The organism is Sorangium sp. So ce834 (genome assembly GCF_051521425.1).
Lineage (GTDB): Bacteria > Myxococcota_A > Polyangia > Polyangiales > Polyangiaceae > Sorangium > Sorangium cellulosum_D.
Genome location: NZ_CP150351.1, coordinates 3,499,004 through 3,524,914, shown reverse-complemented (window position 1 = coordinate 3,524,914; position 25,911 = coordinate 3,499,004). Strand labels below are relative to the sequence as shown.

Here is a 25,911-nt window from a genome sequence, read left to right as displayed (position 1 = left end):
GAACAAGGCAACAAGTGTCATTGCACTGCTCGTCGCTTCGACATCGGCGTCGCTCATCGGCTGTGCGGCCGACGTGGCCGATACGGAGGTAGATGAGACGATGAGCTCGGCGCCTGAACAGGAAACGAGAGGCCAAACGGACGACGGGACGATGAGCGAAACAGCGGACGTGGCATGTCCTCCAGGCTACACATACCTGGCCTTCGTGAACGCGTGCGTCGCCTACCCTTACACCATTAACACGACTCCAGGCTACGCCCGCTGCGCTAATGGAGCTGTCATAAGCGCTTACGGCAGGGTGTTCTGCCTGCCCGTGCCGGTGGGGACTCCAGGTCCTCGGTGAGGTGGCGGTGCGGGACCCGAAGAAGACGGTGAGCCCGGCGGAGCGGCCGTGAACCATTCCGGCGCTCGCGGCGCCGTCGATCGGGGGAGGAGGCGTTCAAGCGGTTCGGGCTTCAATCCTCGACTGCGGAACTCGTCCCGGGATGACAGAAGTTTCTTTTATGCGGATCAGCCACTCTCCTGAAAACGCGATGCGTGCAACCGCGGCGGAGGCGCTCGCCGAGCCCCCGGCTCGCGCTCGATATGTCGGCGCTTCAGCCGTCCGTCACGTAGCAAGCCTTTCTTACGCCGGGGGCAGGGTCGCCGAAGGTGGCATTGTTACAACTCACGCCATTGGTCGCCACTCGGTAAGACCACCTGTCGCCATGGCCGTATGCTATTCTGCGCGTTCCATCGAAGCCGCACCACCCATCCTCGTCCCCGCACTTGACCCAAGCTGCGCGTACGTAGGCGGACCTTTCCGAGTCGTCGGCCTCGCCCCGAGCTTCCCTGGTCTGGGCACCGTTGTCGTTTGAAGTCGATGCGGGAAGTGGGTCTCGCTTCGACTCCGATCGTGAGCTGGTTTCATTGGCGCAGCCGTTCAATACGGACAGAGATGCGAATCCGCCGATCAGCAGCAACATCGACTTTTTCATATATTCCTCCTGGAACGACCGTTCGTGTATTCCACAGCGAACTAGTAGTGAAATGTGTGCAGCGCCCGTGCCAGCTAGTCGATGGAACGTAGCTGCCATCCCCTCGCAATGGTCGTGACCACTTGCGGTTCTCGCCGGAGTCGACCCTGCTGGACCCGGGGCGACGTCGACCCGACCTAGTGGATCGGGGTCGGGTCGGCCAAGGGGATCGGGGTCGGATCGGCCAAGGGGAGCGCGTAGGTAAAAGAAGCTCTCGCGGCCGCCGGGATCCACGATCCGCGCGACCCGCGCGTGCGTGGTGTACTCGTAATCCGTGCGCAGGCCGAACGGGTTCAACACGGCGCTGACGAGATCCCAGGAGCTGATCTCGACGCGGTGTTCCCGCCCGTCGCGGTCGACGTAGCGTACATTGTTTCCGCTGGCGTCATAGGACCAGCTCTCCCGGTGCCCCCGGCGTGTACGCGCTCTATCACGCGCCCGAGCACATCGCGAACGGTCGCTTCCACGGCGTCGAGGGTGGTGCCTCGGCATTGATCGGAGCTCGATCTTCTGCGGGAATTTGAGCCACGGGCGGGTCGTTCCGGGCCGCCATGGGCGACGACAGTCGGGCTGAGGCAAGGAACTGGGCTTACGAGGAGTTCGGACACGCGGAACTGGTCGATGCGCGCCGCACGATGCGCCTGGTGCGCATGGCAACCGCCGCGGCCCTCCGGCCCGGCGACACGGTTCTCGAGGTGTTCCTCAGCAGCGCGGAGCGCCAGGCCGCCTACGACTTCCTGGCCACCCCGGACATCCGCCAGGACGACCTCCTGACGGCCATGGCCGTAGCGACGACGAGCCGATGCGAGAGTCATCCCTTTGTTTTCGTGGCCGTGGACGGCACCAGTCTCACCAAGGAGACGCGGTACTGGCTGGGCGCGATCGAGGCGAGTACCGGCCGGCTCGCAGGCCTGCAGACGAGCGCGTGGTTCCTTCTGGCACGACGCCGTGACCGAGAACCCGGCCCTGGGCTCGACCGAGGTGTGGGAGATATACAACTTCACCGTGGACGCGCACCCGATCCACGTCCACGAGCTCCACTTCGCGATCGTCGATCGCCAGCCGTTCGACGGCGCTCCGCGCCCGCCCGAGGCCGGGGAGGAGGGCTTCAAGGACACCGTCATTGCGCTGCCGTTCGAGATCACGCGCTTCAAGATGAAATTCGAGAGTCCTGGCCGGTTCGTGTGGCACTGCCACATCCTCGAGCACGAGGACAACGAGATGATGCGGCCTTGTCCGATCGGGCCCATGCCCGCCGACATCCCGAGGCGCTGAGCCTGCCAGCGCGCGGCCTGCCGAGCGGCTACGCCGCCGCGGGATCGCTCGCCGGCTCCCCCCACCCACGGCGCGAGCCGCGCCGTCCGCGCTCCCTGGCGCACCGCGCGTCGGCCGAGACGGACTCGATCTGCACGAACAGCGCTCGATCGCAGCGCATAGATGGTGATTCGGGACCTGCTCGTGAGCGCACAGGAACCCTAAATCCGGAGCTTCCTGCATGGCTCGGATCGGCGCGGCCGTCATGATGGTCGCACGCTCGCGTCGCCGATTGCGGCGCAAGGAGATCCGATGTCTTCACTGAATCGACGACTGCTCTTGAAGTACGGTCTGACCGCGACGGGCGGGCTCCTTCTGTTCCGACGCGAGGGCGTCGCGCTCGCGAGCGTCGGCGAATGCGCCTTCGTCCCGGAGTCGGCACCGACGCTGCGCGGCCGCGATATCCCCAAGTACAGGCTGCCGCTGCTCATTCCGCCCGTCATGCCCGAGGCGCGGGGGCGCATCGGCCACGACGCTCCCGTCGACCAATACGAGATCGCCGTCCGGCAGATCAGGCAGCGCGTCTTGCCGCCGGATTTCCCCCTCACGACGGTGTGGGCGTACGGCTCAGCCCGGCATCCGGAGACGTTCTCGTATCCAGGGTGGACCATCGAGGCCAGGTGGCGGAAGCCGGTGCGCGTGACGTGGATCAATGACCTCACCCACCCGCGGACTGGCCGCTTCCTCCCGCACCTGTTCACCGTCGACCCGACCCTCCACTGGGCCAACCCGCCCGGCGGGGTGGACGGCCGCGACATGGCCCCCAGGTTCAGCGGCCCTTGCCCGCCGGATCCTTACCGGGGCCCGGTGCCGATCGTCACCCACCTCCACGGGGCGACCCCGGTCGAGCAGGAGAGCGACGGCTACCCGGAAGCGTGGTTTCTGCCGAAGGCGGAGAACATCCCGCGCGGCTTCGCGAGGACCGGGACCTTCTACGACATCTTCCGGAGGACATCACGGCTCGGGCGCCTGTGGGAGCCAGGGACGGCCGTCTTCGAGTACTTGAACCGCCAGCGGCCGACGACGCTCTGGTACCACGATCACACGCTCGGCATCACCCGGCTCAACGTGTACGCCGGGCTCGCCGGCTTCTACCTGATCCGCGGCGGTCCCGACGATCTGCCGGAGGGGGTGCTGCCCGGACCCGCGCCGAGGCCGGGTGACTGTCCGGGCGCCGAGGTGTTCGAGATCCCGCTCGTGATCCAGGACCGCTCGTTCAACGCCGACGGCTCGCTCTTCTACCCGAAGAGTCGCGGGCTTCCGCCTGAGCTCGCCGAGGACCTGTACAAACCGAACGGCCCCGTGGCGCCGTACTGGGTCCCCGAGTTCCTCGGGAACGCGATGCTGGTCAACGGCCGGACGTGGCCTTTCCTCGAGGTCGAGCGGCGCCGCTACCGGTTCCGCGTCCTGAACGGCAGCAACACGAGGCTCTTGATCCTGAGGCTGAGCAACGAGCTCCCGTTCTGGGTGATCGGCTCCGACGAAGGCTTCCTCCCGAGGCCCGTGCAGACCAACGAGCTCCTCATTGGACCGGCCGAGCGCTGGGACTTCATCGTCGATTTCAGCCGCGTCCCGGTCGGCACCGAGATCCTCCTCCTCAACGTCGGACCGGAGACGCACGGCGGCATGCCGGGCATGTCCGCCGTGGCCGACCCGAACACCACGGGCCAGGTCATGCAGTTCCGGGTGAAGGAGGCGACGAGCAGGGACACGAGCACGCCTCCCGAGCGGCTCGCGCTGCCGGCGTTCGATCCGCTCGGAGACGAGGAGGCGATACGCCGCGTGTCCATGAACCAGGAGGTGCTGGAGGGCGTGGGCACGATCCGGAACCTCCTCGGCATCGTCGACGCCGCGGGCAGGCCGGTGCCGCTCCACTGGGACGATCCCATCACGGAGAAGCCCGATGTGGACGAGATCGAGCTCTGGGAGCTCTACAACTTCACCGGGGAAGACCACCCGATCCACCTCCACAACGCGCGGTTCCAGGTCGTCAACCGCCAGGTGCTCGACCAGTCCGCGCCGCCCGAGCCCCCGTTTCCCGGGGAGGAGGGCTTCAAGGACACGGTCGGCGCGCTGGCCGGTCAGATCACGCGCATCAAGGTGAAGTTCGGCAGCCCCGGGCGGTTCGTGTGGCATTGCCACATCCTCGAGCACGAGGACCACGAGATGATGCGGCCTCTCCTCATCAAGCGTTGATGACGAGATCCCGCTCGTGATCCAGGATCGCACGTTCAAGGACGACGGCTCGCTCTACTACCCGGAGAAATACGGTCACGACGCCCCGGCCTTCGGGACGGCCCCCGCGCACGACGAGCCGCCGCCGATCTGGGTGCCGGCCTTCGTGGGCAACGCCATGGTCGTCAGCGGCCGGACGTACGATCCGCCAGCTGCTCCAGCACACGACCGGCCTCTATAACTACACCGGTGCGGTGGCCGCGCTGCGCTCCGCCGACGAGTACATGCAGCATCGGCTCGACGACGTGGAGCCGGAAGATCTCGTGGCGCTCGCCATGGAACACGAGCCGTATTTCGCTCCGGGGTTGCAGTGGGCCTACTCCAACACGAACTACCTGATGGCGGACCTCCACGACACGGTCCCGGCGCCGGCCCTCGACCCGATCGCGCCTGGCACCCGCTCCGCGCTCACGCCCCGCCGCCTCGGCGCGATCCTCGAGAGCGGCGCGCTCGTGCACGTCGGTGTCATCGGCGAGGGCGCGCCGGGCCTCACGCGCAACGAGCACCCCTTCGCCGCCCCGATGCGCGCGACCGGGGGGCTCGTCTGGACGGCGCGCGCGAGCGCCAGCCCCGGCGACGCCGGCGCCATGCGCCGCGTTTACGAGGAGTGGGAACGCCCGCTCCGCATCGACCGCCTGGACGTGCGGTTGCCCGGCGTCGATCCCTCGGAGGTCGGCTTCGGCGAGACCACGGTGGACGAGGTGGTCGACGTCCCCGCGGTCAGGGTCGCGGGGAGCCATGCCGCGGCGGTGCGCCGATGCCTCGGCGAGGCCGCGTGGTCGCTCGCGTTCCCGGGGGAGTTCAGGGAGCAGCTCGCCAGCTATGACATCGAGGTCTCTCGCTGAAGCGCCCGTCCGGCGTCCGTCCTACCCCGGGCGCCGATGAGGAGGGACGACCGACGGCGGCAGATACCCGCGCCGTCGCGAGGATGCCGCCCGCGAGGTCGCGACCCACCGCGACGCTCGCGCGGAGCCCGCGAGAGGGTCGCGACCGCTCGATTTGTATGAAAAAATTCAAATCTTTCGATCGGGACCTCGTCGCGGGCTCGAATTCATCCTCCGCGATTTGTCGCGACCTCCCCTCGGCCTCGTCACGAGCGCCGGCGTTGGTCGCGACCTCCGCGCCGCCTCGTTTTCAGCCGGACGGGTTGGTCTCGCGCGCCGCGCCCCGCCGCAAGCCGATGACAGGTGACGCGCGCTCGGATGCGCCGTTCGGGGTACTAGAGCGGTTTTCGTTCGGGTTCGGTGCAAGCAGAGCACGTCCGGTAGGGTGATGGCACGCAGGCTGCGTGGGCTACGCCCATGGGACCGTACAGTGTCGACCTGCGACAGCGGATCGTTGACGCCTACCGCAACGGCGAGGGAAGCATGCGAGAAATCGCCGCGCGTTTCGCCGTCGTTCTCAGCACTGTGCAGGAGTATCTCAGTCTCGAGCGGTCGACTGCGAGCGTAGCGCCTCGTCCGCACGGTGGCGGAAGGGCCTCGAAGATCGACGAGGCCGGAGCGCAGCAGCTACGAGCGCTCGTCGACGAGAAAAACGACCGAACCCTGGATGAGCTCATCGAGCTGCTGGAGCATCGCACGGGGGCGCGCGTGAGCCGCCCGACGATGTGCCGCGCGCTGATGCGGCTCGGTTTGACACGAAAAAAAAGACGCTATGTGCAAGCGAACAGGACAGGCCCGATGTCCAAGTCGCGCGTCGGAGGTTCCGCCGCCGAGCGCGGGCGGCGGGTGCGCGTCGGCTGATCTTCGTTGACGAATTCGGCGCTCATCTGGGCATGGCGCGCCGTCATGGGCGTGCGCCTCGTGGGAGGCGCGCGTACGGCAAAGTCCCCGCCAATCCGGACCCGAACATCACGCTGGTGATGGGGCTTGGCTTGCGAGGTGTCGTCGCACCGTGGGCCTTCAAGGGGCCGATGAACGGTGAGCACTTCGACGTTTACGTGCGCCAGGTGCTCATGCCCGAGCTGAAGCCCGGAGACGTGGTCATCGTCGACGGCCTTGGCGCGCATCGCCTACGTGGCGTGCGCCAGGCGCTTCGTACCCGAGGCGTCCGCTACTGGATTCTGCCCGCCTACTCGCCGGACTTGTCGCCGGTGGAGAACTGCGGCTCCAAGGTCAAGGAGGCACTTCGCGCCGCCGCTCCGCGCACCGTGCCGGCGGTTTACGACGCGATGGTCCGGGGGGTCGACAAGGTCTTCCGACAGGACGCGCAGGGCTGGTTCGCGCTGAAAGGCTACGTCCGACGACCTCGTCGTCCTACTCGGCGGCGCCCAGTCCGGTCGCAGGCTCCTGCGCGCGTTGGTCGAGCCCATGCCCCGCCGAATGCTGGGTGTACCGCACTCGAACGAAAACCGCTCTAGTCGTCAAGGGAGACCTCACGAAGCGGCTCGCCTCCATCGATGTAAAGGCGGCCCCCCTCGCGCAAGGCGCTGCGAATCCGCTGCCTGGCGATACGCCCAACCTCCGGGTGACGGCCGTCGAGCGCGCCAACCCGGACCGCGAACGCAATGTCATAAGGCCTTTCGCCCTCCTCCAGCTCGAGCTCCTCGATCGCCACATGGCGAAAGCTCAGATGGCCAGAGGTTAGCTCAGCCGCTGATCCCGCCATGGCCTGCGCGATCGCCTTGGCCGAGCGGTCGATCGCCAGAACATGCCCCCCGCCGATTCGCCTGGCAACAGCGCGCGCCGCAACCCCAGGGCCGCAACCGATCTCCAGGACACGAAGCCCCGGCCTCAACGGTAGGGCTTCCACGATCGCTGCAAGTCTGGACGACAGCTCACGGGGCATTCGGGTCAACCTTGCGACGCGCGGCGTCCCATGGCCGCGAGCGCCGCGGCCGCCGCGAGCTTGTGTTTCGCTTGCCATGGCGGTCCGATCGATCGGCCCATCGCGTGCAGGAAGGCGTCGACGTCCTCGAGGCCGAGCGTCGCCGCCGCCTCGCGAAACACGCGCTCGCGGTCGTACCAATGCACGGACCAGCCGCGCGCCTCGGCTGCGGCCGCGAGGGCCTCGCGATACATGACGGAGTCGGCGACGGTCTGCGCGCGATTGTCGGCGATCCGCTCCTCGGTCGTCGGCGGAAGCGTGGGGCACACGCGGATCGCGATGCCCGCGATCGGCGCGGGCACCGCTGCGGCCAGCGCCTCGAGGCCCTCGCGCGCGCCGCGCGCGGCCGACGCGCGCACGCGCTCGACGAGCGCCACGGCGTCGGCGAGCGAAATCGGCCGCGCCCACGGGCTGTCGAGGTAACGGCCGACCGCCCACGACCCTTCGTGGTGATGCGGGTGCGTCGGCAGGCCCTGATCGGTGAGGTCGACGCGCCGGCGATCGAGGAGCTCGCCGCCGGGCGCGACAGTGACGAGCACCGCCGAGTTGCCGTGCTCGGCGACGCCGACGGTCGCGGCTCGCTGCGTGCGCTCTCTCGCCATGGGGTTCTGAAGATCTGACCAACGATCCGTCGACGGGTCAACCGAAGCCGCCGGACCAGGTCTGTCTAGATCGTCACCTTTTGTGACGTCCCCACGGCGAACCGCCCTTCAGTCGATCGCGAAGGTCGACAGGCGGGCGGCTCCACGGAACACGAGGTAGACGTCGCGTCGCCCGTAAGCGCCGTCGAGCTCGGCGTTCGCGGTGGCGTACGCGTACACGTCCCCCGTGCTCGGCACGACGGCGGTCCCCACCAGCTTGCCGCGGACCGGATCGTCGAGCCGGATCTCGACGAGCGCGTCGCCCGCCTCGACGCGGGCGAACCCGCCGCTGAAGTGGCTGGCGCCGCTGCCCAGCTCCACATCGGAGAAGCGGAGCCAGTCGCCCGCGGTGGCGCCTACGGCGTCGCCCCACTCCTTGCTCTCGTCGACCAGCTCGACGCCGGCGTAGTCGTCGAAGTCGACGGCCCGCGTCTCGCGGGCGAGGTCGCGCGCCGGGATGCGCTCGCCGCGCACGCGCACGGTCGTGCGGCGGCGGATGTCCGCCGAGGAGGAGCCGACCATCAGCTCGACGCCGGACGCCTCGAGGACCCAGCGGCCCCGCGTCACGTCCCAGTGGGCGAGGTCGGAGGCGGCGAAATCGAGCTCGACCGTCCGCGTCTCGCCCGGCGCGAGGTGGATCCGCCGAAACGCCCGCAGCTGCTTGGAGGGCTGCGGATCGCGCGACGGCGGCTGGCGGCTGTAGAGCTGAACGACCTCGTCGCCGGCCCGCAGGCTCCTGTTCGTGACGTCGACGCGCACCGAGATCGTGTCGCCGGCCTCGACAGACCGGGCGCTCAGCTGGAGGTTGTCGTACCCGAAGGTCGAGTACGACAGCCCGTACCCGAACGGATAGAGAGGATCACCGTCGAAGTAGAGATAGGTCCGCCGCGCCTTGATGATGTCGTACTCGAGGATGTCCGGCAGGTCGTCCGCCGAGCGGTACCAGGTCTGGGTCAGCCGCCCGGCAGGGTTGTGATCGCCGAAGAGGACGTCGGAGATGGCATGGCCGGTCTCCTGGCCCGCGTGGGTGGTCCACAGGATGGCGGGGACGTGGGACTTCTCCCACGGGATGGTCATCGGATAGCTGGTCTCGAGCACGACGATGGTGCGCGGATTGGCGGCGACCACCGCCCGCACCAGGGCGGACTGCCCCTCGGCCAGCGCCATCGTCGTGCGGTCGTGATCCTCCCGCCCGTTGATGAACGGCATGCTGCCGACGACGACCACGGCGGCATCGGCGCCCGTCGCCGCGCGCACGGCTTCGTCGACGCCGCTCCGGACCACGTCGACCTCGAAGCGAGCCGCGTCGGCCGCCTCGGTCGCGGTCAGGGCGAGCGCGCCGTCCTCGGCGATGGTCAGGTAGACCTCGGGGCCGGCCCAGTCGAACGCCTTCTCGTATCCGGCGTAGCGGATGACGTGCGTGCCGTCGCCCTGCGGCTCGAGGACGAACTGCTGCTGGACGAACCAGTCGTACGGCTGGGCGGCCCGGTTCGCGAAGTTGGCGCCGAAGTTGAAGCGGTCGACCACCTTGCCGTTGGCCGCGCTCCGCAACGTGACGATGCCCTGCCCCCAGTCGAACACGTCGAACTCCTCGGTGGGACCCGCGCTGGCCGCGCTGACGCGGAGGATGTCCCCGTCGTCGTCCGCGCCGGCGGTCACGTAACGGCCGCTCGCGACGTCGCGCAGCACGATCCGGTCCACGCCCTCGCTGGAGACGACAGCGGCGCCGCCGAGCCGCTCGCGGATGCCGTCCACAGGCGTGACCCGGTACGGGAGCGCCCCGGAGTACCAGTCCGTGTAAAGCGTGTCCGCGAGGGGCCCGACGACCGCGATCCGCCGCGTGGTCGACGGGTCCAGCGGCAGGAGGCGACGCTTGTTCTCGAGCAGCACCATGGCCTCGTCGGCGGCCCGGCGGGCCAGCTGGCGGTGCGCCGGGCTGTCGATGACGTCGGGCCCGATGCCGGCGAAGGGGCCGCCCTGCGGATCGAAATCGCCGAGTCGGAGGCGGACGGAGAGGACGTGCTCGACGGAGGCGTCGACGTCCTCCTCGGCGAGGAGCCCTTGCGCGAGCGCCGAGCGGAGGATCGCGAGGGTGGGCGCGCTGTCGTTGTTGTCGACGGTGAAGCTGTCCACGCCGGCCAGGAGCGTGGCCGCGAAGGCCTCCTCGCTCGTGGCGAAGTACCGCTGCGAGCTGGTCAAGTTGGAGGGAGCCCAGGCGTCGGACACGTTGTAGAGCGTCTTCTGCGTCCAGCTCCGCACGACGTCGCCGACATCCGGGTTGACGGTGGCCGGTCTGCCGTTCACCAGGTTGTAGGACGTCATGACGCCGGTCACGGCGTCGGCGGCGATGGGCATCTTGAAGGCCAGCTCGTCATACTCGTGCTTCACGCGGGGGCGCAGGCTCGACGACGTGGTGTCACGATGGATCTCGTTGTTGTTGGCGAGGAAGTGCTTGAGGACCGGCGCGGTCTTCAGGTAGAGCGGGTCGTCCCCCTCGAGGCCGCGCCCGTAGGCGGTGGCGATCACACCGGAGAGGAGCGGGTCCTCGGAATAGCCCTCCTCGTTGCGCCCCCAGCGCGGGTCGCGCAGGAGGTTGACCACGGGCGCCCATACCTGCAGACCCCAGACGCGAGGGGCGAGCGCGTGATAGCCGCGGACCTCGTCTCCGACAGCCTCGCCGACCTGCCGGATGAGCTCCGGGTTCCACGTCGTCGCCAGGCCGATCGCCTGCGGGAACACCGTGCCGGTCGCCGTCACGACGGCGCCGCCGTTGTCGCGATCGGTCGACCAGCCCACTCCATGCAGCGCCTCGGTGCCGGCCTTGAAGTCCGGAACGCCGAGCCGCGGAATGGCAGGCTGGAACTGGTGCAAGAGCGAGAGCTTCTCGTCGAGCGTGAGCCGGTCGAGGAGGTCGTGGACGCGGACCTCGATCGGCAGACCGGGATCCTGGAACGGCAGCATGTCACCCGCGCTCGAGGCCGAGGGGTGAAACGCCAGCGCGATGGCGAACGAAACGGAAGCAGCGATTGAGCGAGATCTCTTCATCGGTCGTTTCCTCTGGGGCCGGGCGCCGTGGCTCAGCCCTTCTCTTCCAGCGTGATGACCAGCTCGCGGCCGGCCGCCCTGACCAGCGCTCCCCGCGGGTGCTCCGCGCGCTCCCCGCCTTCGACGGCCACGACGCGGCGGTTGACGAGGAGGACGTTCCAGGCACCCGGGGCGCCCGCGGCCTGCACCCGCACCACCGGGCCGCGCCGGGACGTGGTGAACGTCGTGCCCGCGTCCCCGTCCGCGCCCGGGATCACCGTGGTGACGCGGGCGCCGTCCGCCGGCTCGTACACGCGCAGCGTCACGCCGTTCGCATGGTCGTAGTCGGGACGGTCCTCCACCGCGCCCTCGGGGATCACCGCCCCCGGCCGGACGAGCAGCGGCGCGCTGTCGAACCCGTGGCGCTCGCGCACCCAGCGGCCGCCCTCGACGCGCTCCCCCGTGAGATAGTGCGTCCACGCGCCGCGCGGCACGTAATAGGAGACCTCCCCGTCGGCGGAGAAGACGGGCGCCACGAGCAGGTCGTCGCCCAGCATGTACTGCCGCTCCAGGTGCGTGCAGGCCGGGTCGTCCGGGAACTCGACGACCATCGCGCGCATCATCGGCGAGCCCTCGCCGTACGCCTGCCGCGCGGCCCCGGCCAGGTAGGGCATCAGCCGCATCTTCAGCCGGGTGAAGCGCCGCAGCACCTCCACACACTCCTCGTCGAACAGCCATGGCACCCGGTAGGAGCCGCTTCCGTGCAGCCGGCTGTGCGACGACAAGAGCCCGAACGCGATCCATCGTTTGAACACCGCCGGGTCGGGGGTGCCCTCGAACCCGCCGATGTCGTGGCTCCAGAAGCCGAAGCCCGTCATGCCCAGCGACAGGCCGCCCCGCAGGCTCTCCCCCATCCCCTCGAACGTCGACTCGCAGTCTCCGCCCCAGTGCACCGGGAACTGCTGCCCGCCCGCCGTGGCCGAGCGGGCGAACACGACCGCCTCGCCCTCGCCGCGCCGCTTGCGCAAGAGCTCGAACACCGTCTGGTTGTAGAGGTGGGTATAGTAGTTGTGCGCGCGTTCGGGGTCGGACCCGTCGTGGTAGACGACGTCGGTGGGGATGCGCTCGCCGAAGTCGGTCTTGAAGCAGTCCACGCCCATGTCGAGCAACGCGTCGAGCTTGGCGGCGTACCACGCGCGGGCCTCGGGGTTGGTGAAGTCGACAATGGCCATGCCCGGCTGCCACAGGTCCCACTGCCACACGTCGCCGTTCGGGCGCCGCAGCAGGTAGCCGCGCGCCCTGCCCTCCTCGAACAGCGGCGAGCGCTGCCCGATGTAGGGGTTGATCCAGACGCAGATGCGCAGGCCGCGCTCCCTGAGCCGGCGCAGCATCCCGGGCGGGTCGGGGAACACGCGCGGGTCCCACTCGAAATCGCACCACCGGAACTCGCGCATCCAGAAGCAGTCGAAGTGGAACACGCTGAGCGGCAGGCCCCGCTCGGCCATCCCGTCGATGAACGAGGTGACGGTCGCCTCGTCGTAATCGGTGATGAACGAGGTGGACAGCCACAGCCCGTACGACCAGCCCGGCACCCGCGCGGGCCGCCCGGTGAGCGCGGTGTACTTGCGCAGGATCTCCCTCGGCGTCGGCCCGTAGATGAGGAAGTAGCGCATCGATTGGCCCTCGACGCTGAACTGCGTCCGCGACACCGCCTCGGAGGCCACCTCGAACGACACGCGCCCGGGATGGTCGACGAATACGCCGTAGCCCGCGTTGGTGAGGAAGAACGGCGCGTTCTTGTACGCGTGCTCGCTGGACGTGCCGCCGTCGTTGTTCCAGATCTCCACGACCTGGCCGTTCTTGACCAGCGGCCCGAACCGCTCGCCGAGGCCGTACACGAAGTGGTCCACGCCTAGGTGGAGTTGCTCGCGCACGTAGTGGCGGCCGTCGTCGGTGTCGATGATCGCCATCGCCTTCCGCGCGCTGCCGGTGAGGCGGCGGCCCCCGGCCAGGAAGTCCAGCCTCCACCCCTCGCCGCGCCCGACCCGCACCGACAGCGCGCCGGAGGTCAGCGTGGCCGCGTCCTCGTCCACCGTCACCTCCCCGGTCGGGTCGGTGGCCAGCTCGAACGCCGGGCCGCGGGGCCGCTCGCCCGCGAAGTGCGTGATGGTGACGCCGATGACGTCCGGCATCGGGGATGCGCAGGTGACGGTCACCACCGGCCCCTTGAGCAGGTCGCCGCGGTGCCGGATCCGCTGGACGGGCGCGTGCACGACGAACGACGCCGGCCCGGCGTCGACGTCGAGGACCTCCATCGGGTAGACCGCGTGCACACCCTTGCACATCTCCCAGTAACCGTCAGTGAACTTCATTCTTTGATCGCTCCTGCTGTGAGTCCGCGCGATAGCGTGCGCTGGAAGATGAGGTAGAAGACAACGGTCGGCAGCAGGCCGAGCAGCGCGGCGGCGCTGGACATGGTGGCGTCCATCAGCCGCTGTCCCTGCAGCACGCCGAGCGCGACCGAGACCGTCTGGTTGTCGTTGGAGATGAGGAAGATGAGGGGGATCAGGAACTCGTTCCAGGTCCAGATGAAGAAGAAGACGAGCATCACGGTCAGCGTGGGCCGCACGACCGGCACGACCACCCGCCACAGGATCTGCCACCGGCTCGCGCCGTCTATCCGCGCCGCATCCAGCAGCGGCCGGGGGAACGCCGCCATCACCGACGACAGCAGGTAAGTGCCGAACGCGCTCTGGATGACGGTGAACACGATGATGACGCTGACCCGGGTGTCGTAGAGCCCGAGCTTGTTGGCCAGGTAGTACAGCGGGTAGACCAGCGACTCCTGCGGCAGCGTGTTGGCCATCAGCAGCAGGACCAGCACCCACATCCGGCCCTTGATCCGGCCGATGCCCAGTGCGTAGGCGTTCAGCACCGACAAAAGGACCGCCAGCACGGCCACCGAGCCGCTGATGAGCAGGCTGTTGAGCAGCACGTGGCCGAAGCCGACGCGCTCCCAGAAGTCCCTGATCCCCTCGAGATGGAATCCCTCCGGCGGGGCGAGCGGGCCGTTGGCGGTGTACTCCGCCGGCGTCTTCAGCGCGTTGAAGACCACCACGGCAAAGGGGATCAGCATGATCGCGGCCATCGCGGCCAGCGCCGCCAGCACCGCGTAGGCCGACGGACCCCGGCGGCGCCGCCGCGGCCGGCTGCGCGCGGGTGCGCTCACCGGGCTTTTGGCCAGCGTCGTGGTCACCGCTCCTCCCCCAGCTCACGGCCCTGCAGCCGCAGAAAGACGATGGTGAGCGCGATGACGATCAGCGTCAGCACGGTGGCGATCGCCGAGCCGTAGCCGACGTCGGTCTTCTCGAAGAAATGGACGTAGGAGTAGTAGGACGGCACGTTGGTCGCGCCTCCCGGGCCGCCCCTGGTGAGCACGAAGATGTGCGGGAATGCCTTGAGCGCGGCGATCGTCGTCCACAGCAGCACCACGAAGATCTCGGGCCTGATCTGCGGGATCGTGATGTACCAGAAGCGCTGCGCCCACGAGGCCCCGTCGATCTCGGCCGCCTCGTAGAGCGAGGGGTCCACGCGCTGCAGCCCGGACATGAAGATCACGAGGGGGAATCCGATCTGGATCCAGACCATGACCCCCATGACGCTCCACAGCGCGGTGGCGGGATCGCCGAGCCAGTCGTGCGCGAGCGAGCCGAGCCCGATCGCGTGCAGCAGGACGTTCACCGCGCCGTTCTCGGGGGCGAGCAGCCAGCTCCACACGATGCCCGCGATGACGATCGGCAGGACCTGCGGCAGGTAGATGCAGGCGCGCAGGGCGCTGGCGGTGCGCGGGCCGAAGTGCCGGTCGATCAGGTCGGTCAGGACGGAGGCCAGCACGAGCCCGATCATCGTCGGGAGGATCGCCATCCCGACGATGACCAGCGCGTTGTGCCGGAACGACGCCCAGAATTCGCCGTCCGTCGCCAGCTCCCGGTAGTTGTCCAGCCCCACCCACGTCGGGGTGCCGACGCCGGCCCACTCGGTGAAGCTGGTCCCGATGTTCATCAGGAACGGCACCCCGATGACCCCGGTGAACAGCAGCAGCCCGGGGATCAGGTAGGGCAGGTAGACGAGCCGGTCACGCCCTGTCAAGCTGCGTGCTGTCACTTGGGCAGGCCACTGTCGTAGGTCTTCTGGAGGCCGCTGAGCACCGACTGCGGCGAATCGCCGTTCATGAGCTTCTGGGTCTGCGAGACCCACTGGTCGTAGAAGCCCGGGGCCGGCCAGTCCGGGTAGTACGCCAGGCCGTTCGACTGGGCGAGGGTGTTGAAGCCGTCGATGAGCTTCTTGGCCCTGGGCTCGGTGATGGCCGAGCTGTCGGCCGCCACCGGGACGCCGCCCGCGTTGCCGAGGATGTTCTGGATCTTCTTGTTCAGCGTGATGTCGATGAAGTCGTAGGCGAGCTGCTTGTTCTTCGATCCCTTCGGGACGACCCACAGGTTGCCGCCCGAGCCGAGGGTCATCTTCGCGCCGGGCCACACGAAGATGTCCCAGTCGAACTTGGCCTCCTTGGCCACGCGCCCGAACCACCAGTTCCCGGAGAACATCATCGGGAACTTGCCGCTCATGAACGCCACGCCGGCGTCCTCGCCCTTGGTGCTGACCGAGCTCTTGGCGATGTAGCCCTTCGTCACCCAGTCGGCGAACGTGGTCGCCGCGTACGTCCATGCCGGGTCGGTGAAGTCGGTCTTGCCGGTGTAGCGCTGGAACGCGTTCACCCACGGCTCGTCGGCCTTGTCCAGCGCGAGCTGGTAGACGTACTGCTGCGCCATGTACTCGGCGCCGGCGTTGGCCAGCGGCGTGACGCCCTTGGCGACGAACGCGTCCATCACCTTGGTGAGCTCGTCGAACGTGGTCGGGACCTTGACGTCGTATTTCTTGAACAGGTCCTTGTTGTAATAGACCTGCGTGTACTCGGCGTACGTGGGCACCCCGTACCACTTGTCGCCGCCCATGATGCCCTTGTCGTCGTACTTGGCGACGACCTGGACGCTCGGGCTGATCAGCTTGTCCCAGCCCCGCTTTTTGACCTCGGGGGTGATCTCCTCGAGCAGGCCCTGCCTGGAGAGCAGCCCGGCGGTCGCGTTGCCCTTGTTGTACTCCATGACGTCGGGGGCGCTGTTGGAGTTCACGATCATGGGCGCGGTCTTCTGGATCTGCTCGAAGCCCTTCAACTCGAGCTTGACCTTCACGCCCGGATGGGTGGCCTCGAACTCCTTGATGGCCTCGTTCCAGGCCACGCCCATGCCGCTCTCGGGAGCCTCGTAGTGCCAGACCCGCAGCTCCTTGCCGCCGGAGTCGCCGCCGTCGCTGCGGCCGCACGCGACCAGCGTCAGGGACCCTGCGGCGAGCACGGCGAGCAGCGCTGCGCCCGTGACTCTCTTGATCATAAATTTCCTCCGGGGTGAGAAACGGGCATCGGCCCTCCTTTTCGAAGCGCTCCGAGCGCAGGGATGATAGATCGCATGTGAACGTTAACACAACAGGGAAACCAGACAAACGCTCGTCGCATGTTCACCCGGGAGAATGTGGGTGGCCGTCGCCACCAGGCGCACCGGGAGGCAGCACCCATGAAGATCGTGGGGAGAGTGAAGCCGCCAAGGCACCGAGAGAACACAGGGATATCGCTTCTCGCGGCGTCCTCGGCGCCTCGGCGGTTTGTCGTTCTCTCGTCCTCGTCCGAGCACCGATTGGCCGCCTGTAGCTCTCCCATCCGAGCGCCGCACCAGGGTGGCGCCGGTAGGACGCCGCGCGGTCCGGTGGATCCAGGAGAGCGATGCGACGCAAGCCATCGATCGTGCTCTCCTCGGCGGCGCTCCTCCTCGCGACCGCCGGGGCCGGCGGCGCCCTCGCCAGCCCGCGCCCGGCCGCGAGCGGGCCGGCGAGGACGCGGTCGTCCATGGACGGCCGGCGCCGCGTCGCCGTCGAGCGGCTCGGGCCGGCACAGCGCTGGGCGCGTCGGGCGGCGCGCTCTCGCCGGTGCGGCTCCACTCCCCCGGCGGCCGCACGGTCCAGGCGAGCGTGGGGTCCGGCGGCGGCAGCGACAGCACCGTCTTGGCCTTGGCCGGCGCTGTCGGGGATGGCGGCCGAGATGGCACAGGACCGGAGCAGGCGTGGACCAGCGCTACAATGGTTCACGCGGCGATGAAATTGAATTACATCTTTGGATACCGCAGCAAAACCCATAACCTCACAACAGAATAATATGGATCTGGGATTAGAGAACAAAGTCGTCATGGTCACCGGGGGCGCCAGAGGTATCGGAGAAGGTATCGTACGAGCGCTCGCAGAGGAGAAAGCCATCCCGGTAATCATTGGACGCGATGAGAGCGACAATTCAAAGGTATGCCGATCGATCGTTTCGCAAGGATCCAGGTGCGGATACGTGACCGCCGAGCTCACGTCAAATGACGGATGCAGACGGGCCGCCGAAGAGACAATTTCAAAATTCGAGAGGATCGACGCGCTCGTCAACAACGCAGGCGTAAATGACGGCGTGGGCCTGGCCTCGGGGAGCTATGAAAAATTCATCGACTCGCTTCACAGAAACCTGATTCATTATTATTTGATGGCGCACTATTCGTTGCCGGAATTGATTCGCAACAAGGGTTCGATTGTCAACATCGGATCGAAGACAGCCGAGACAGGGCAGGGCAATACGTCGGCATATGCGGCCTCCAACGGCGGGCGGAACGCGCTCACGCGCGAATGGGCGGTGGAGCTTCTGCCCTACGAGGTTCGGGTAAACTCTGTAATCGTCGCAGAATGTTATACCCCGTCATATGACACCTGGATCAAGACCTTTCCTGACCCGGAAGAAAAATTGAAGCTAATAAACGAAAGAATTCCATTGGGGAAACGGATGACCACAAAGGAGGAGATCGCCGCGATGGCGGTTTTTTTGCTCTCACAAAAATCCTCGCACATCACCGGGCAGCTCATTCATGTGGATGGAGGATATGTGCACCTCGATCGGGCACTGCTTTAATTTGATGCGTCAAGCTCCTCGACGCGGGCGCGCGAACGGTGGTCGGCTCCACCGGGGGCTCTGCGCCACGACCGTCGACGGCAAGCTCTTGAGAAGGGCTAGCTCCGCGTCGCCCAGCGATGAGGCAGCCCCGGGACCGGAGCCGTCCGGGGCCAGGTTGAACGCCGTGCCGACCTTGCCGCCGGAGTCGCCGCCGTCGCTGCGACCGCACGCGACCAGCGTCAGGGACCCTGCGGCGAGCACGGCGAGCAGCGCTGCGCCCTTGACTCTTCCGATCATAAATTTCCTCCGGGACAAGAAACGGACATCGGCCCTCCTTGTCGAAGCGCTTCGGGTTGCCAGGATGTTTACCCGCATGTTAACGTTAACACAACCGGTTAAGTCAATGAAAGTTCGCTGACCACGCGTTCATCGAGGCGGAGCGGTTGCGCCGAAGATGTCATCACGCTGCGCCGTGGAGTCAGGCTTACCCGCGTTATGACGGCTCTCTCTTGCGTTGGAGCAGATGGATGAACGTACGACTCGTTGCAGGTATTTTCGTGCTGGCGCTGTCGGCAGCCGCAGGATGCGGAGACGATGACGGCCACGGCGGCGCCGGCGGCAATGGCGGCTCCGGCGGCGCTGGCGGTGCCGGAGGCGTCGACGCCACGAGCACCGGAACTGGCACCGGCGGCGCCGGCGGCGCAGAGCCCACCGGCACCGGCGGCGCCGGCGGCGCCGGCGGCGCCGGCGGCGCAGAGCCCACCGGCACCGGCGGCGCCGGCGGCGCAGAGCCCACCGGCACCGGCGGCGCCGAACCCACCGGCACCGGCGGCGCCGAACCCACCGGCACCGGCGGCGCCGGCGGCGCCGAGCCCACCGGCACCGGCGGCGCCGAGCCCACCGGCACCGGCGGGGCCGAACCCACCGGCGGCGGCGGCGGGGCCCAGCCCACCGGCACCGGCGGCGCCGGCGGGGCCCAGCCCACCGGCACCGGCGGCGCCGGTGGCGCCGAGCCCACCGGCGGCGGCGGCGGGGCCGAACCCACCGGCACCGGCGGCGCCGGCGGCGCCGGCGGCGCAGAGCCCACCGGCACCGGCGGCGCCGGCGGCGAGCCCACCGGCACCGGCGGCGGGCCGGCGGGCACGCTGTACGAGGCCTGCGCGATGGACGCTGAGTGCACCGAGGGCATCTGCCTCTCCGAGGAGGAATTCGGATACCCGTCTGGGCTCTGCTCGGCCCTGTGTGATCCCGCGGCCGAGCCAACGCCGGGCGGAGAGTGCGACGGCGGGATCTGTCTCGATCTCTTCGATGGCGAGGGCGCGTGCCTGGCGCTCTGCAGCGCGTCGTCAGAGTGCCGCGACGGGTATGCCTGCGAGGACGTCGGCGGCGGCATCCGGGCCTGCGTCCCGAGGTGCACCTCGAACGCGCAGTGCCCCTCGCGCGGCGCGTGCGACCTCCTGAGCGGCGTCTGCACGCTCGGCGAGACGGATTGCACGAACTACGAGGACGACGACGGGGACGGGTCCTACGACTGCGCGGACACCGACTGCGCCGCGACCTGCACCCCGATCGCCGAGGCCGCCTGCGCGAGCGCGACGCCCATCGTCGCGACGACGATCCACGGCGACACGTCGGGGAGCACGAGCGGGCTGGAAGGGACCTGCTTCCTCGGCAACACCGGGCACGGACCGGAAGAGATCCACCTGTTCACGCCGCCCACCGGGCAGTCGGGCATGCTCGTGGTCGAGCTCGAGTCGCCGACCGATCACAGCGTCTACGCCCGCAGCGCGTGCGCGGACATGCGCTCCGAGATCGACTGCTCCGACGAGAGCTCCCCCTACGACGGTCTGCCCGACGAAGAGCGGATCGAGATCTACGTGCGCGACGGCCAGACCGTGCCGATCGTCGTCGACGCCTACGAGCCGGGGGAGGCCGGTCCCTACACGCTGAACGTCAGCTTCACGCCGATCGTCTGCGGCGACGGGACCGTCGACTCGACCGAGGCGTGCGACGACGGCAACACGACGAGCGGCGATGGATGCTCCGCCACGTGCGCCTACGAGCCCGACGCGCTGTGCGAGGACGCGGCCGAGCTCGTCATCGGCGAGAACGCGGGCAGCACGGCGGCCGGTACGGCGGCGTTCGAAGGCAGCTGCCTCGGATGGGACCTGCCGGAGGCGATCCACAGGTTCACGCCGCCGAGCGACGGCACGCTCACGCTGACGCTGTCCGCGGAGGCCGACCTGGGCTTCTACGTGCGCGAGAGCTGCGCGGACTTCGGCTCCGAGATCGAGTGCGCCGACGACGGAGGCCGCGGCGATGACGAGACGCTCGCGATCGATGTCACCCGCGGCGAGCCCGTGTTCGTCATCGTCGACACCTACATGCCGATCGGCGGAGGCCCCTACACGCTCACCGTCGCCTTCACCCCCGCTCCCTGAGCGCCCGCGCGCCGTCCGACGCGCCAGGGTGCCCTCTCAGGGCTGCAGGACGGGGACGCCGGAGAGCCCGTCGGCCGCGCGCCCGCGCCGCGGGAGCGGCGCGCCGGGGGCATCGACCGAGACCGGCGTATCGCCGGTCTCGAGGTCGATCTCGCGCTTCGGCGCGGCGGGCCGGGGCGCCCTCGAGTCGAGCAGCGCCACGCGGCGGTATCCGAGCTCCACGAGCTCGCGGGCGGCGACGGCGAGGTCGAGGCCCGCGGTGGGCTCGGCGCCGGGGTCGGCCGAGGGCGGGATGTAGACCACCGCGCCCGCGCCCGCGGCCTCGATGTCCCGCAGGGCGCCGAACAGGTCCGCGTCGCCGAGGAGGTCCGAGACGAGCGCCGCGCGGTGGGTGTACACGACGGCGCGGCCGTCCGCGGGCGGCGGCGCGCCGTGCGTCAGGAGGAGCAGCTGCCGGCCCTGGCGCAGCTGGAACGTGTGCGCCCGCCACTCGCCGCTCAGGCCCGCGGGGTGGAACGGCGCGGTCCGGACGCGCGCGGCGACGTCCTCGCGCTGCACCCGGTGGCGGATGACGTCCCCGATGGTGACGATCGGCAGCCCGTGCCGCGCCCCGAAGCGCGCGAGGTCCCGCCGGCGCGCCATCGTGCCGTCGTCGTTCATGATCTCGCAGATGACGGCCGCCGGGCTCGCCCCGGCGAGCCGCGCGAGGTCGACCGCGCCCTCGGTGTGGCCTTCGCGCTCGAGCACCCCGCCGCGGCGCGCGCGGAGCGGGAAGACGTGCCCCGGCGACACGAGGTCGCGCGGCGACGCGTCCCGGGCGATGGCGGCCGCGACGGTGCGCGCCCGGTCGCGGGCGCTGATGCCGGTCGAGACGCCCTCGCGCGCCTCGATGCTCACCGTGAACGCCGTCGAGCGGCGGGCGCCGGCCCGGGTCGCCATGAGCGGCAGCCCGAGGCGGTCCACCTGCTCCTCCGTGAGCGCCAGGCAGATGAGCCCCCGGCCGTGGGTCGCCATGAAGTTGATGGCCGCCGGCGTCGCGCGCTCCGCCAGGACGACGAGATCGCCCTCGTCCTCGCGCTCCTCGTCGTCCACGAGGATCACCATGCCGCCGGACCGGAGCTGCTCGACGGAAGCCTGCACACGCACCGCTGATGACGAAACTGCCATGGGGCGGCCCGACACGCACGAGGCGTGCCACGGGCCGGCCGCGCTCGATCCTGCCTCGCCGGCGGTGGTCGGATCGGACGCCGAAGGCGGGAGGCGGCCAAGTCCCATCCGCGAGGAGTCCGGCCGGAGATCCGGAGAGAGATTCAACGCAAAGGCGCAAAGGCGCAAAGGCGCAAAGAGAAAATTAAGTATTTTTGCGTCTTTGCGCCCTTTGCGCCTTTGCGTTGAAACTTCTCTTCCCTCGCGAGGCAGATCCCTGGAGAGACTTCTGCGCCGCCGTGCTGGCAAGCCGAGGTGCTGCTGGAGCAGCAACGGATGCGCATCGGGTGCTGCTCCAGCAGCGGCTCGCGCCGGCGGCCTGCGATGCGCCGGCGCGGCGAGCGGCGCGGTCACGCGCCCGGAGCGGCGGCCGGCGGCGGCGACAGCCGATCGATCTCGTGCAGATCGGCGTCGGTCAGCCGGAAGCCCACGGCGGCGGCGTTCGCGCGCACCTGCTCCGGCGTCGTCGCGCCGGCGATCACGGAGGCCACCGCCGGGCGGCTGGCGAGCCACGAGAAGGCCAGCTCCAGCAGGGTGCGGCCCCGGGACGCCGCGTGGGCGCCGAGCGCGGCGGCGATCTGCCGGTTCCGGTCGGTCAGGAAGCGCGCGGTCAGCGGCGCGTCCGGCGCCGAGAGCCGGGCGCCGGCGGGCGCCGCGCCATCGGCCTGGTACTTCCCGGAGAGAAGCCCGCTCGCCAGCGGGAAATACGGCAAGAACGCGATGCCGCGGCGCTTGCTCTCCGCCAGCACGTCCCGCTCGGGCTCGCGCTGGAGCAGGCTGTACTCGTTCTGGACGCTCACGAAGCGCGCTCCGCCCGGGCGGACCGCCTCCTCGGCGCCGCGGATCTGCGCGGCCGAGAAGTTCGAGCTGCCGATCTCGCGCACCTTGCCGGCGCGCACCAGGGCGTCGAGCGCCTCCAGCGTGTCCTCGATCGGCGTCTCGGGGTCGGGGCGGTGCAGCTGGTAGAGGTCGATCCAGTCGGTGCCCAGCCGGCGCAGGCTGTCCTCCACCGCGCGCCGGATGTAGGCCGGCCGCGCGCCGCCCTTGCGCTCGTCGTCGAGCCGGACGCCGAACTTCGTCGCGATGATCACCGAGCTCCGCCGGCTGCCGAGCGCCCGGCCGAGCAGCTCCTCGCTGCGCGTGCCGCCGTAGATGTCCCCCGTGTCGAAGAAGTTGATGCCGGCGTCGATCGCCGCGTCGACGACCGCCGCCGTCCTCTGCTCGTCGATGCGGCCGCCGAAGTTGTTGCACCCGAGGCCCACGACCGACACCTCGAGCGATCCGATCCGTCGCTTCTCCATCGGGTCGCGGGATTGCACGGCCTGTGCCGCCGACGGGCGCGGCGGGCGGGGCGGCGGCCCTGGGGCCCGTCGATCGCCGGAGGCTGCTCTGGCCGCGGCGCAACAGCAGGCCAGCAGCCGTGCTCGCCGGGCAGCAGCGGCGGTGGCCGGGAGGCGGCGAACCGGAGGTGAGGTGGTGGGGATGCGCGGACCGCGCGTGGTCGGTAGCCCGGCACGGCTTCTGCCTGGGAGCCCGCATGACCACCAGCATCCGTCTCACGCTCGACACCCCGGAGCTCGCTCAGGCCTACGAGACCGGCAGCCACCGACAGTTCAACCACGGCAAGCTCCTCGTCGCGGCGCTCGGCGTGCGGCGGGGCCAGCGCGTGCTCGACGTGGGCGCGGGGACGGGCCGCCTGGCCGCGTACGTCGCGGAGCTCGTCGGCGCCGAGGGCAGCGTGGTGGCGATCGATCCCCTGCCCCTGCGCGTGGACATCGCCCGGCAGAAGACGCGCGACAACCTCGCGACCGCGGTCGGGCGCGCCGAGGACCTCTCCGCCTTCGCCGCGCACAGCTTCGACGTGGTGTACCTGAACAGCGTCCTTCACTGGCTGGACCAGGGCCAGAAGGAGCGCGCGCTGCGCGAGGCGGCGCGCGTCCTCAAGCCGGGCGGCAAGATCGGGTTCAGCACCGGATCGCGGGAGAAGCCGCACCAGCTCGACCCGATCCAGCGCAAGGTGCTGGCGGACCTCGGGAAAGAGGCGCAGGGCACGATCCCGCACAAGCTGACGGTCGACGAGGTCCGGGAGCTGCTCCAGCGCACGGGGTTCATCGTGGACACGGTGGAGATCCGCACCTTCGTCGACCACGCCGCCGACGTCGACGAGATCTTGCGGCAGAGCGGGTCGGGCTCGTTCGGCAACCACCTCTCCCACCTCACCTCCGAGGAGAAGCGCGAGGTGCGCGACCGGCTCGCCAGGGAGCTCGAGGCGTGGCGCACGCCGCAGGGGATTCGCCTCGAGCGGAACCTCATCTTCGCGATCGCCCACACGGCGGGCAACTAGCTCCTACGCGCGGCTCACGGCGCCGCGCACTCGAACGACGCGGCGTCGTTCGGATCTCCCGTCCCGCGATATCTCGCGAAGGTCGGATACCTGCAGAGCGGTCGAGTGCGCCCCGGCACGCCGGCGAGGTCCGTGACGACCTCGTCGTCGCCAGGGTCCTTGCCGGTCTCGACCCACCTCTCGAGCGCGCCGAGGCCGTCCCACGACACGTGGAAGACGGTGCTGGCGGCGTGCTGGAACCCCGGCACCTCGTAGTAGCGCAGCATCGCGTCGGTGGCCGCCGCGCCGACCGACGCCTGCAATGCCTCCACGTAGCGCTCCGTCGTCCGCGGGCTCGTCAGCATGTCGCCGGTGCCATGAAGCAGCAGGAGCTTCCCGCCCCGCGCGGCGAAGCCGCCCAACTCGGCGTCGCCCACGTCGGAGCGCGGACAGCTGCTGCACGCGCGCGGCATAGGGGCCGAACGTCCGCGCGTCGAAGGTCCGGTAGTCGAACGACTGGTCGCCGACGACGACGTGGCGCATGAAGCTGTCGACGAGGGCCGCCGCGAACGAATTGGTGAGCGGATCGACGGGGAAGCTCGGCGCGCGCGAGCCAAGGTCGACGGCCTGCACGTGCGGCTCGAGCGGCGAATCGGTCCCGACGCCCTGTGCAGCCGAGTACACGTTGTAACCAGCGAGCTCGGTGTCGCCGCTCGCGAGCGGCGACACCAGGCGTACCGGCGCGTCGATGGCCTCGAAGGCCTGAATCTGCGCGTCGGACAGGCACGCGTCGCCGGCGTCCGCACCATCCGCGCACCGCAGCGCCGTCACGTCGAATTGCTCATTGCAGCGCACGACGTCGCCGACCACGCCGTCGGCCAGACCATCGAGGGCATCGCATTTGGCCAGCACCGCCTCCCATACGAGCTTGCGCTTCGCCGCGTCCGGGAACGCCCCTGGCGCCGACAACGCCCCCAGCATCGCGGTGAGGCCGAGCATCACATTCGTCACGTTGCGCGCCGGGTACAGCACGAGCGCTCCGTCCCAGTCGGCCGGAGAGCGCGCCGCCGCGAAGAGCGCCTCGCGTCCGCCCGTCGAGCTCCCCACCGCGTAGAAGCGCGCCGCGTCGAGCCCGTAATACGCCCGGATGATTTGGCCCGCCACGTCCCGCACCTTCTTGGGGGCGTCGGAGAGCCAGTTGCGATAAGCCTCCTCGTTGGCGAGCGCGGAGGCATCCGCCCCGGGCGAGGCGGCCGTCGATTGGTGTCCACCATCGCTCGCGAACACGGCGTACCCGCGCGCGAGCGGCGCCGGTGCGAGCGCGTTGAGCGAGTTGCCCGTGACGTCGGGGATGACGCCGTCGAAGCCGCCGCCACCGAGCCACAGCGCCTTCTCGTTCCACGGAGTCGGGAGGGCTACCGCCAGGAGGATGGGCGGTGCCTTCGGATCGACGGGGAACACCTCTGCGGAGACAAAGCAATGCGCCGGCTCCGTGACCTGCCCGTCGGTGCGCGCTGGGACCTCCACCGCTGACACGACGTTTGCGCCGCTCGTGGGCAAGCCAATCTGAGCCGCCGTCAAGCGCATCCCCGCGAGCCCGGCGCAGCTCCTGGACTGGGCGTTCTCTCCAGGCTGGTCGTCTCCGCATCCCAAGAGCGCGCCCGTTGCCATCCATGCAGCGCACAGCGCATGAATCCCGCGTCCGATCTTCATGCCGTCACTATCGCCCTGGGTCCGATGACCGTCAATGCGCATGCATGGCAATCCGGTTTCCATCCATGAAAACCGAACAGGCGGAGCCGCGTGGCTCGATCGAGCAGTTTTACGAGCACACGCTCGCTGCGCGCGATCGGAC

At 69.3% G+C, this 25,911-nt stretch carries 20 protein-coding genes and 3 pseudogenes; 11 read left to right on the top strand and 12 right to left on the bottom strand.

The window, feature by feature from the left end:
• Positions 1–1,567 precede the first annotated feature (1,567 nt).
• The 7 genes and pseudogenes from WMF20_RS12920 to WMF20_RS12890 form a co-directional block, all read left to right on the top strand.
• Positions 1,568–1,756 (top strand): annotated as a pseudogene (locus WMF20_RS12920) (IS4/Tn5 family transposase DNA-binding protein); the annotation flags it as partial.
• 190 nt (positions 1,757–1,946) lie between these two features.
• Positions 1,947–2,291 (top strand): annotated as a pseudogene (locus WMF20_RS12915) (multicopper oxidase domain-containing protein); the annotation flags it as partial.
• Positions 2,292–2,582: 291 nt separating this feature from the next.
• On the top strand, positions 2,583–4,526 hold the full coding sequence (locus WMF20_RS12910) for a multicopper oxidase family protein (RefSeq protein WP_437613620.1): 1,944 nt from the start codon (positions 2,583–2,585) through the stop codon (positions 4,524–4,526).
• 16 nt (positions 4,527–4,542) lie between these two features.
• Positions 4,543–4,746, top strand: a complete 204-nt coding sequence (locus tag WMF20_RS12905; protein WP_437613618.1) for a hypothetical protein — start codon at positions 4,543–4,545, stop codon at positions 4,744–4,746.
• Entirely contained in the window at positions 4,709–5,410 is a 702-nt protein-coding gene (locus tag WMF20_RS12900) for a serine hydrolase (RefSeq protein WP_437617114.1), read from the top strand. The genes WMF20_RS12905 and WMF20_RS12900 overlap by 38 nt, the downstream gene beginning before the upstream one ends.
• 456 nt (positions 5,411–5,866) lie before the next feature.
• On the top strand, positions 5,867–6,310 hold the full coding sequence (locus WMF20_RS12895; RefSeq protein ID WP_437605435.1) for an IS630 transposase-related protein: 444 nt from the start codon (positions 5,867–5,869) through the stop codon (positions 6,308–6,310).
• A gap of 32 nt (positions 6,311–6,342) precedes the next feature.
• Positions 6,343–6,927 (top strand): transposase, encoded by a 585-nt coding sequence (locus WMF20_RS12890; RefSeq protein ID WP_437605434.1) that lies wholly within the window; start codon positions 6,343–6,345, stop codon positions 6,925–6,927.
• On the opposite strand, the gene WMF20_RS12885 is transcribed toward WMF20_RS12890, so the two are convergent.
• Together WMF20_RS12885 and WMF20_RS12880 are read right to left on the bottom strand one after the other, a co-directional pair.
• Positions 6,924–7,355 carry an SAM-dependent methyltransferase gene (locus tag WMF20_RS12885; RefSeq protein ID WP_437613616.1) on the bottom strand — a complete coding sequence of 144 codons (432 nt, stop codon included), beginning with the start codon at positions 7,353–7,355 and terminating at the stop codon, positions 6,924–6,926. The two genes, WMF20_RS12890 and WMF20_RS12885, sit on opposite strands and share 4 nt — an antisense overlap.
• A gap of 5 nt (positions 7,356–7,360) precedes the next feature.
• Positions 7,361–7,771 (bottom strand): hypothetical protein, encoded by a 411-nt coding sequence (locus WMF20_RS12880; protein WP_437613614.1) that lies wholly within the window; start codon positions 7,769–7,771, stop codon positions 7,361–7,363.
• A gap of 69 nt (positions 7,772–7,840) precedes the next feature.
• On the opposite strand from WMF20_RS12880, the gene WMF20_RS12875 reads away from it, so the two are divergent.
• Positions 7,841–8,014 (top strand): hypothetical protein, encoded by a 174-nt coding sequence (locus WMF20_RS12875; protein ID WP_437613612.1) that lies wholly within the window; start codon positions 7,841–7,843, stop codon positions 8,012–8,014.
• Between the two features lie 90 nt (positions 8,015–8,104).
• Here WMF20_RS12875 and WMF20_RS12870 read toward each other — a convergent pair whose 3' ends face one another.
• The 5 genes from WMF20_RS12870 to WMF20_RS12850 all read right to left on the bottom strand — a co-directional run bounded on the left by WMF20_RS12870 (position 8,105) and on the right by WMF20_RS12850 (position 16,506).
• Entirely contained in the window at positions 8,105–11,080 is a 2,976-nt protein-coding gene (locus WMF20_RS12870; protein ID WP_437613610.1) for a glycoside hydrolase family 3 C-terminal domain-containing protein, read from the bottom strand.
• 32 nt (positions 11,081–11,112) lie between these two features.
• Positions 11,113–13,431, bottom strand: a complete 2,319-nt coding sequence (yicI, locus tag WMF20_RS12865; RefSeq protein ID WP_437613608.1) for an alpha-xylosidase — start codon at positions 13,429–13,431, stop codon at positions 11,113–11,115.
• Entirely contained in the window at positions 13,428–14,207 is a 780-nt protein-coding gene (locus WMF20_RS12860) for a carbohydrate ABC transporter permease (protein ID WP_437617113.1), read from the bottom strand. The genes yicI and WMF20_RS12860 overlap by 4 nt, the downstream gene beginning before the upstream one ends.
• A gap of 104 nt (positions 14,208–14,311) precedes the next feature.
• Positions 14,312–15,208 (bottom strand): carbohydrate ABC transporter permease, encoded by an 897-nt coding sequence (locus WMF20_RS12855; RefSeq protein WP_437613606.1) that lies wholly within the window; start codon positions 15,206–15,208, stop codon positions 14,312–14,314.
• Positions 15,209–15,219: 11 nt separating this feature from the next.
• Positions 15,220–16,506 carry an ABC transporter substrate-binding protein gene (locus tag WMF20_RS12850; protein WP_437613604.1) on the bottom strand — a complete coding sequence of 429 codons (1,287 nt, stop codon included), beginning with the start codon at positions 16,504–16,506 and terminating at the stop codon, positions 15,220–15,222.
• Positions 16,507–17,321: 815 nt separating this feature from the next.
• On the opposite strand from WMF20_RS12850, the gene WMF20_RS12845 reads away from it, so the two are divergent.
• Positions 17,322–18,104, top strand: a complete 783-nt coding sequence (locus WMF20_RS12845; RefSeq protein ID WP_437617112.1) for an SDR family oxidoreductase — start codon at positions 17,322–17,324, stop codon at positions 18,102–18,104.
• A 9-nt stretch (positions 18,105–18,113) separates the two neighbouring features.
• Here the strand turns inward: WMF20_RS12845 and WMF20_RS12840 are convergent, their stop codons facing one another.
• Entirely contained in the window at positions 18,114–18,383 is a 270-nt protein-coding gene (locus WMF20_RS12840; RefSeq protein ID WP_437613602.1) for a hypothetical protein, read from the bottom strand.
• Positions 18,384–18,613: 230 nt separating this feature from the next.
• On the opposite strand from WMF20_RS12840, the gene WMF20_RS12835 reads away from it, so the two are divergent.
• Entirely contained in the window at positions 18,614–20,527 is a 1,914-nt protein-coding gene (locus WMF20_RS12835) for a DUF4215 domain-containing protein (RefSeq protein ID WP_437613600.1), read from the top strand.
• A 36-nt stretch (positions 20,528–20,563) separates the two neighbouring features.
• Here WMF20_RS12835 and ribB read toward each other — a convergent pair whose 3' ends face one another.
• Positions 20,564–21,667 (bottom strand): 3,4-dihydroxy-2-butanone-4-phosphate synthase, encoded by a 1,104-nt coding sequence (gene ribB / locus WMF20_RS12830; RefSeq protein ID WP_437613598.1) that lies wholly within the window; start codon positions 21,665–21,667, stop codon positions 20,564–20,566.
• 416 nt (positions 21,668–22,083) lie between these two features.
• On the bottom strand, positions 22,084–23,034 hold the full coding sequence (locus WMF20_RS12825; protein WP_437613596.1) for an aldo/keto reductase: 951 nt from the start codon (positions 23,032–23,034) through the stop codon (positions 22,084–22,086).
• A 236-nt stretch (positions 23,035–23,270) separates the two neighbouring features.
• On the opposite strand from WMF20_RS12825, the gene WMF20_RS12820 reads away from it, so the two are divergent.
• Positions 23,271–24,077 carry a class I SAM-dependent methyltransferase gene (locus WMF20_RS12820; RefSeq protein ID WP_437613594.1) on the top strand — a complete coding sequence of 269 codons (807 nt, stop codon included), beginning with the start codon at positions 23,271–23,273 and terminating at the stop codon, positions 24,075–24,077.
• Positions 24,078–24,091: 14 nt separating this feature from the next.
• On the opposite strand, the gene WMF20_RS12815 is transcribed toward WMF20_RS12820, so the two are convergent.
• Positions 24,092–24,529, bottom strand: coding sequence for a tannase/feruloyl esterase family alpha/beta hydrolase (locus WMF20_RS12815; RefSeq protein ID WP_437617111.1), 438 nt, complete (start codon positions 24,527–24,529; stop codon positions 24,092–24,094).
• Positions 24,530–24,605: 76 nt separating this feature from the next.
• Positions 24,606–25,643 (bottom strand): annotated as a pseudogene (locus WMF20_RS12810) (tannase/feruloyl esterase family alpha/beta hydrolase); the annotation flags it as partial.
• Positions 25,644–25,911: the final 268 nt, after the last annotated feature.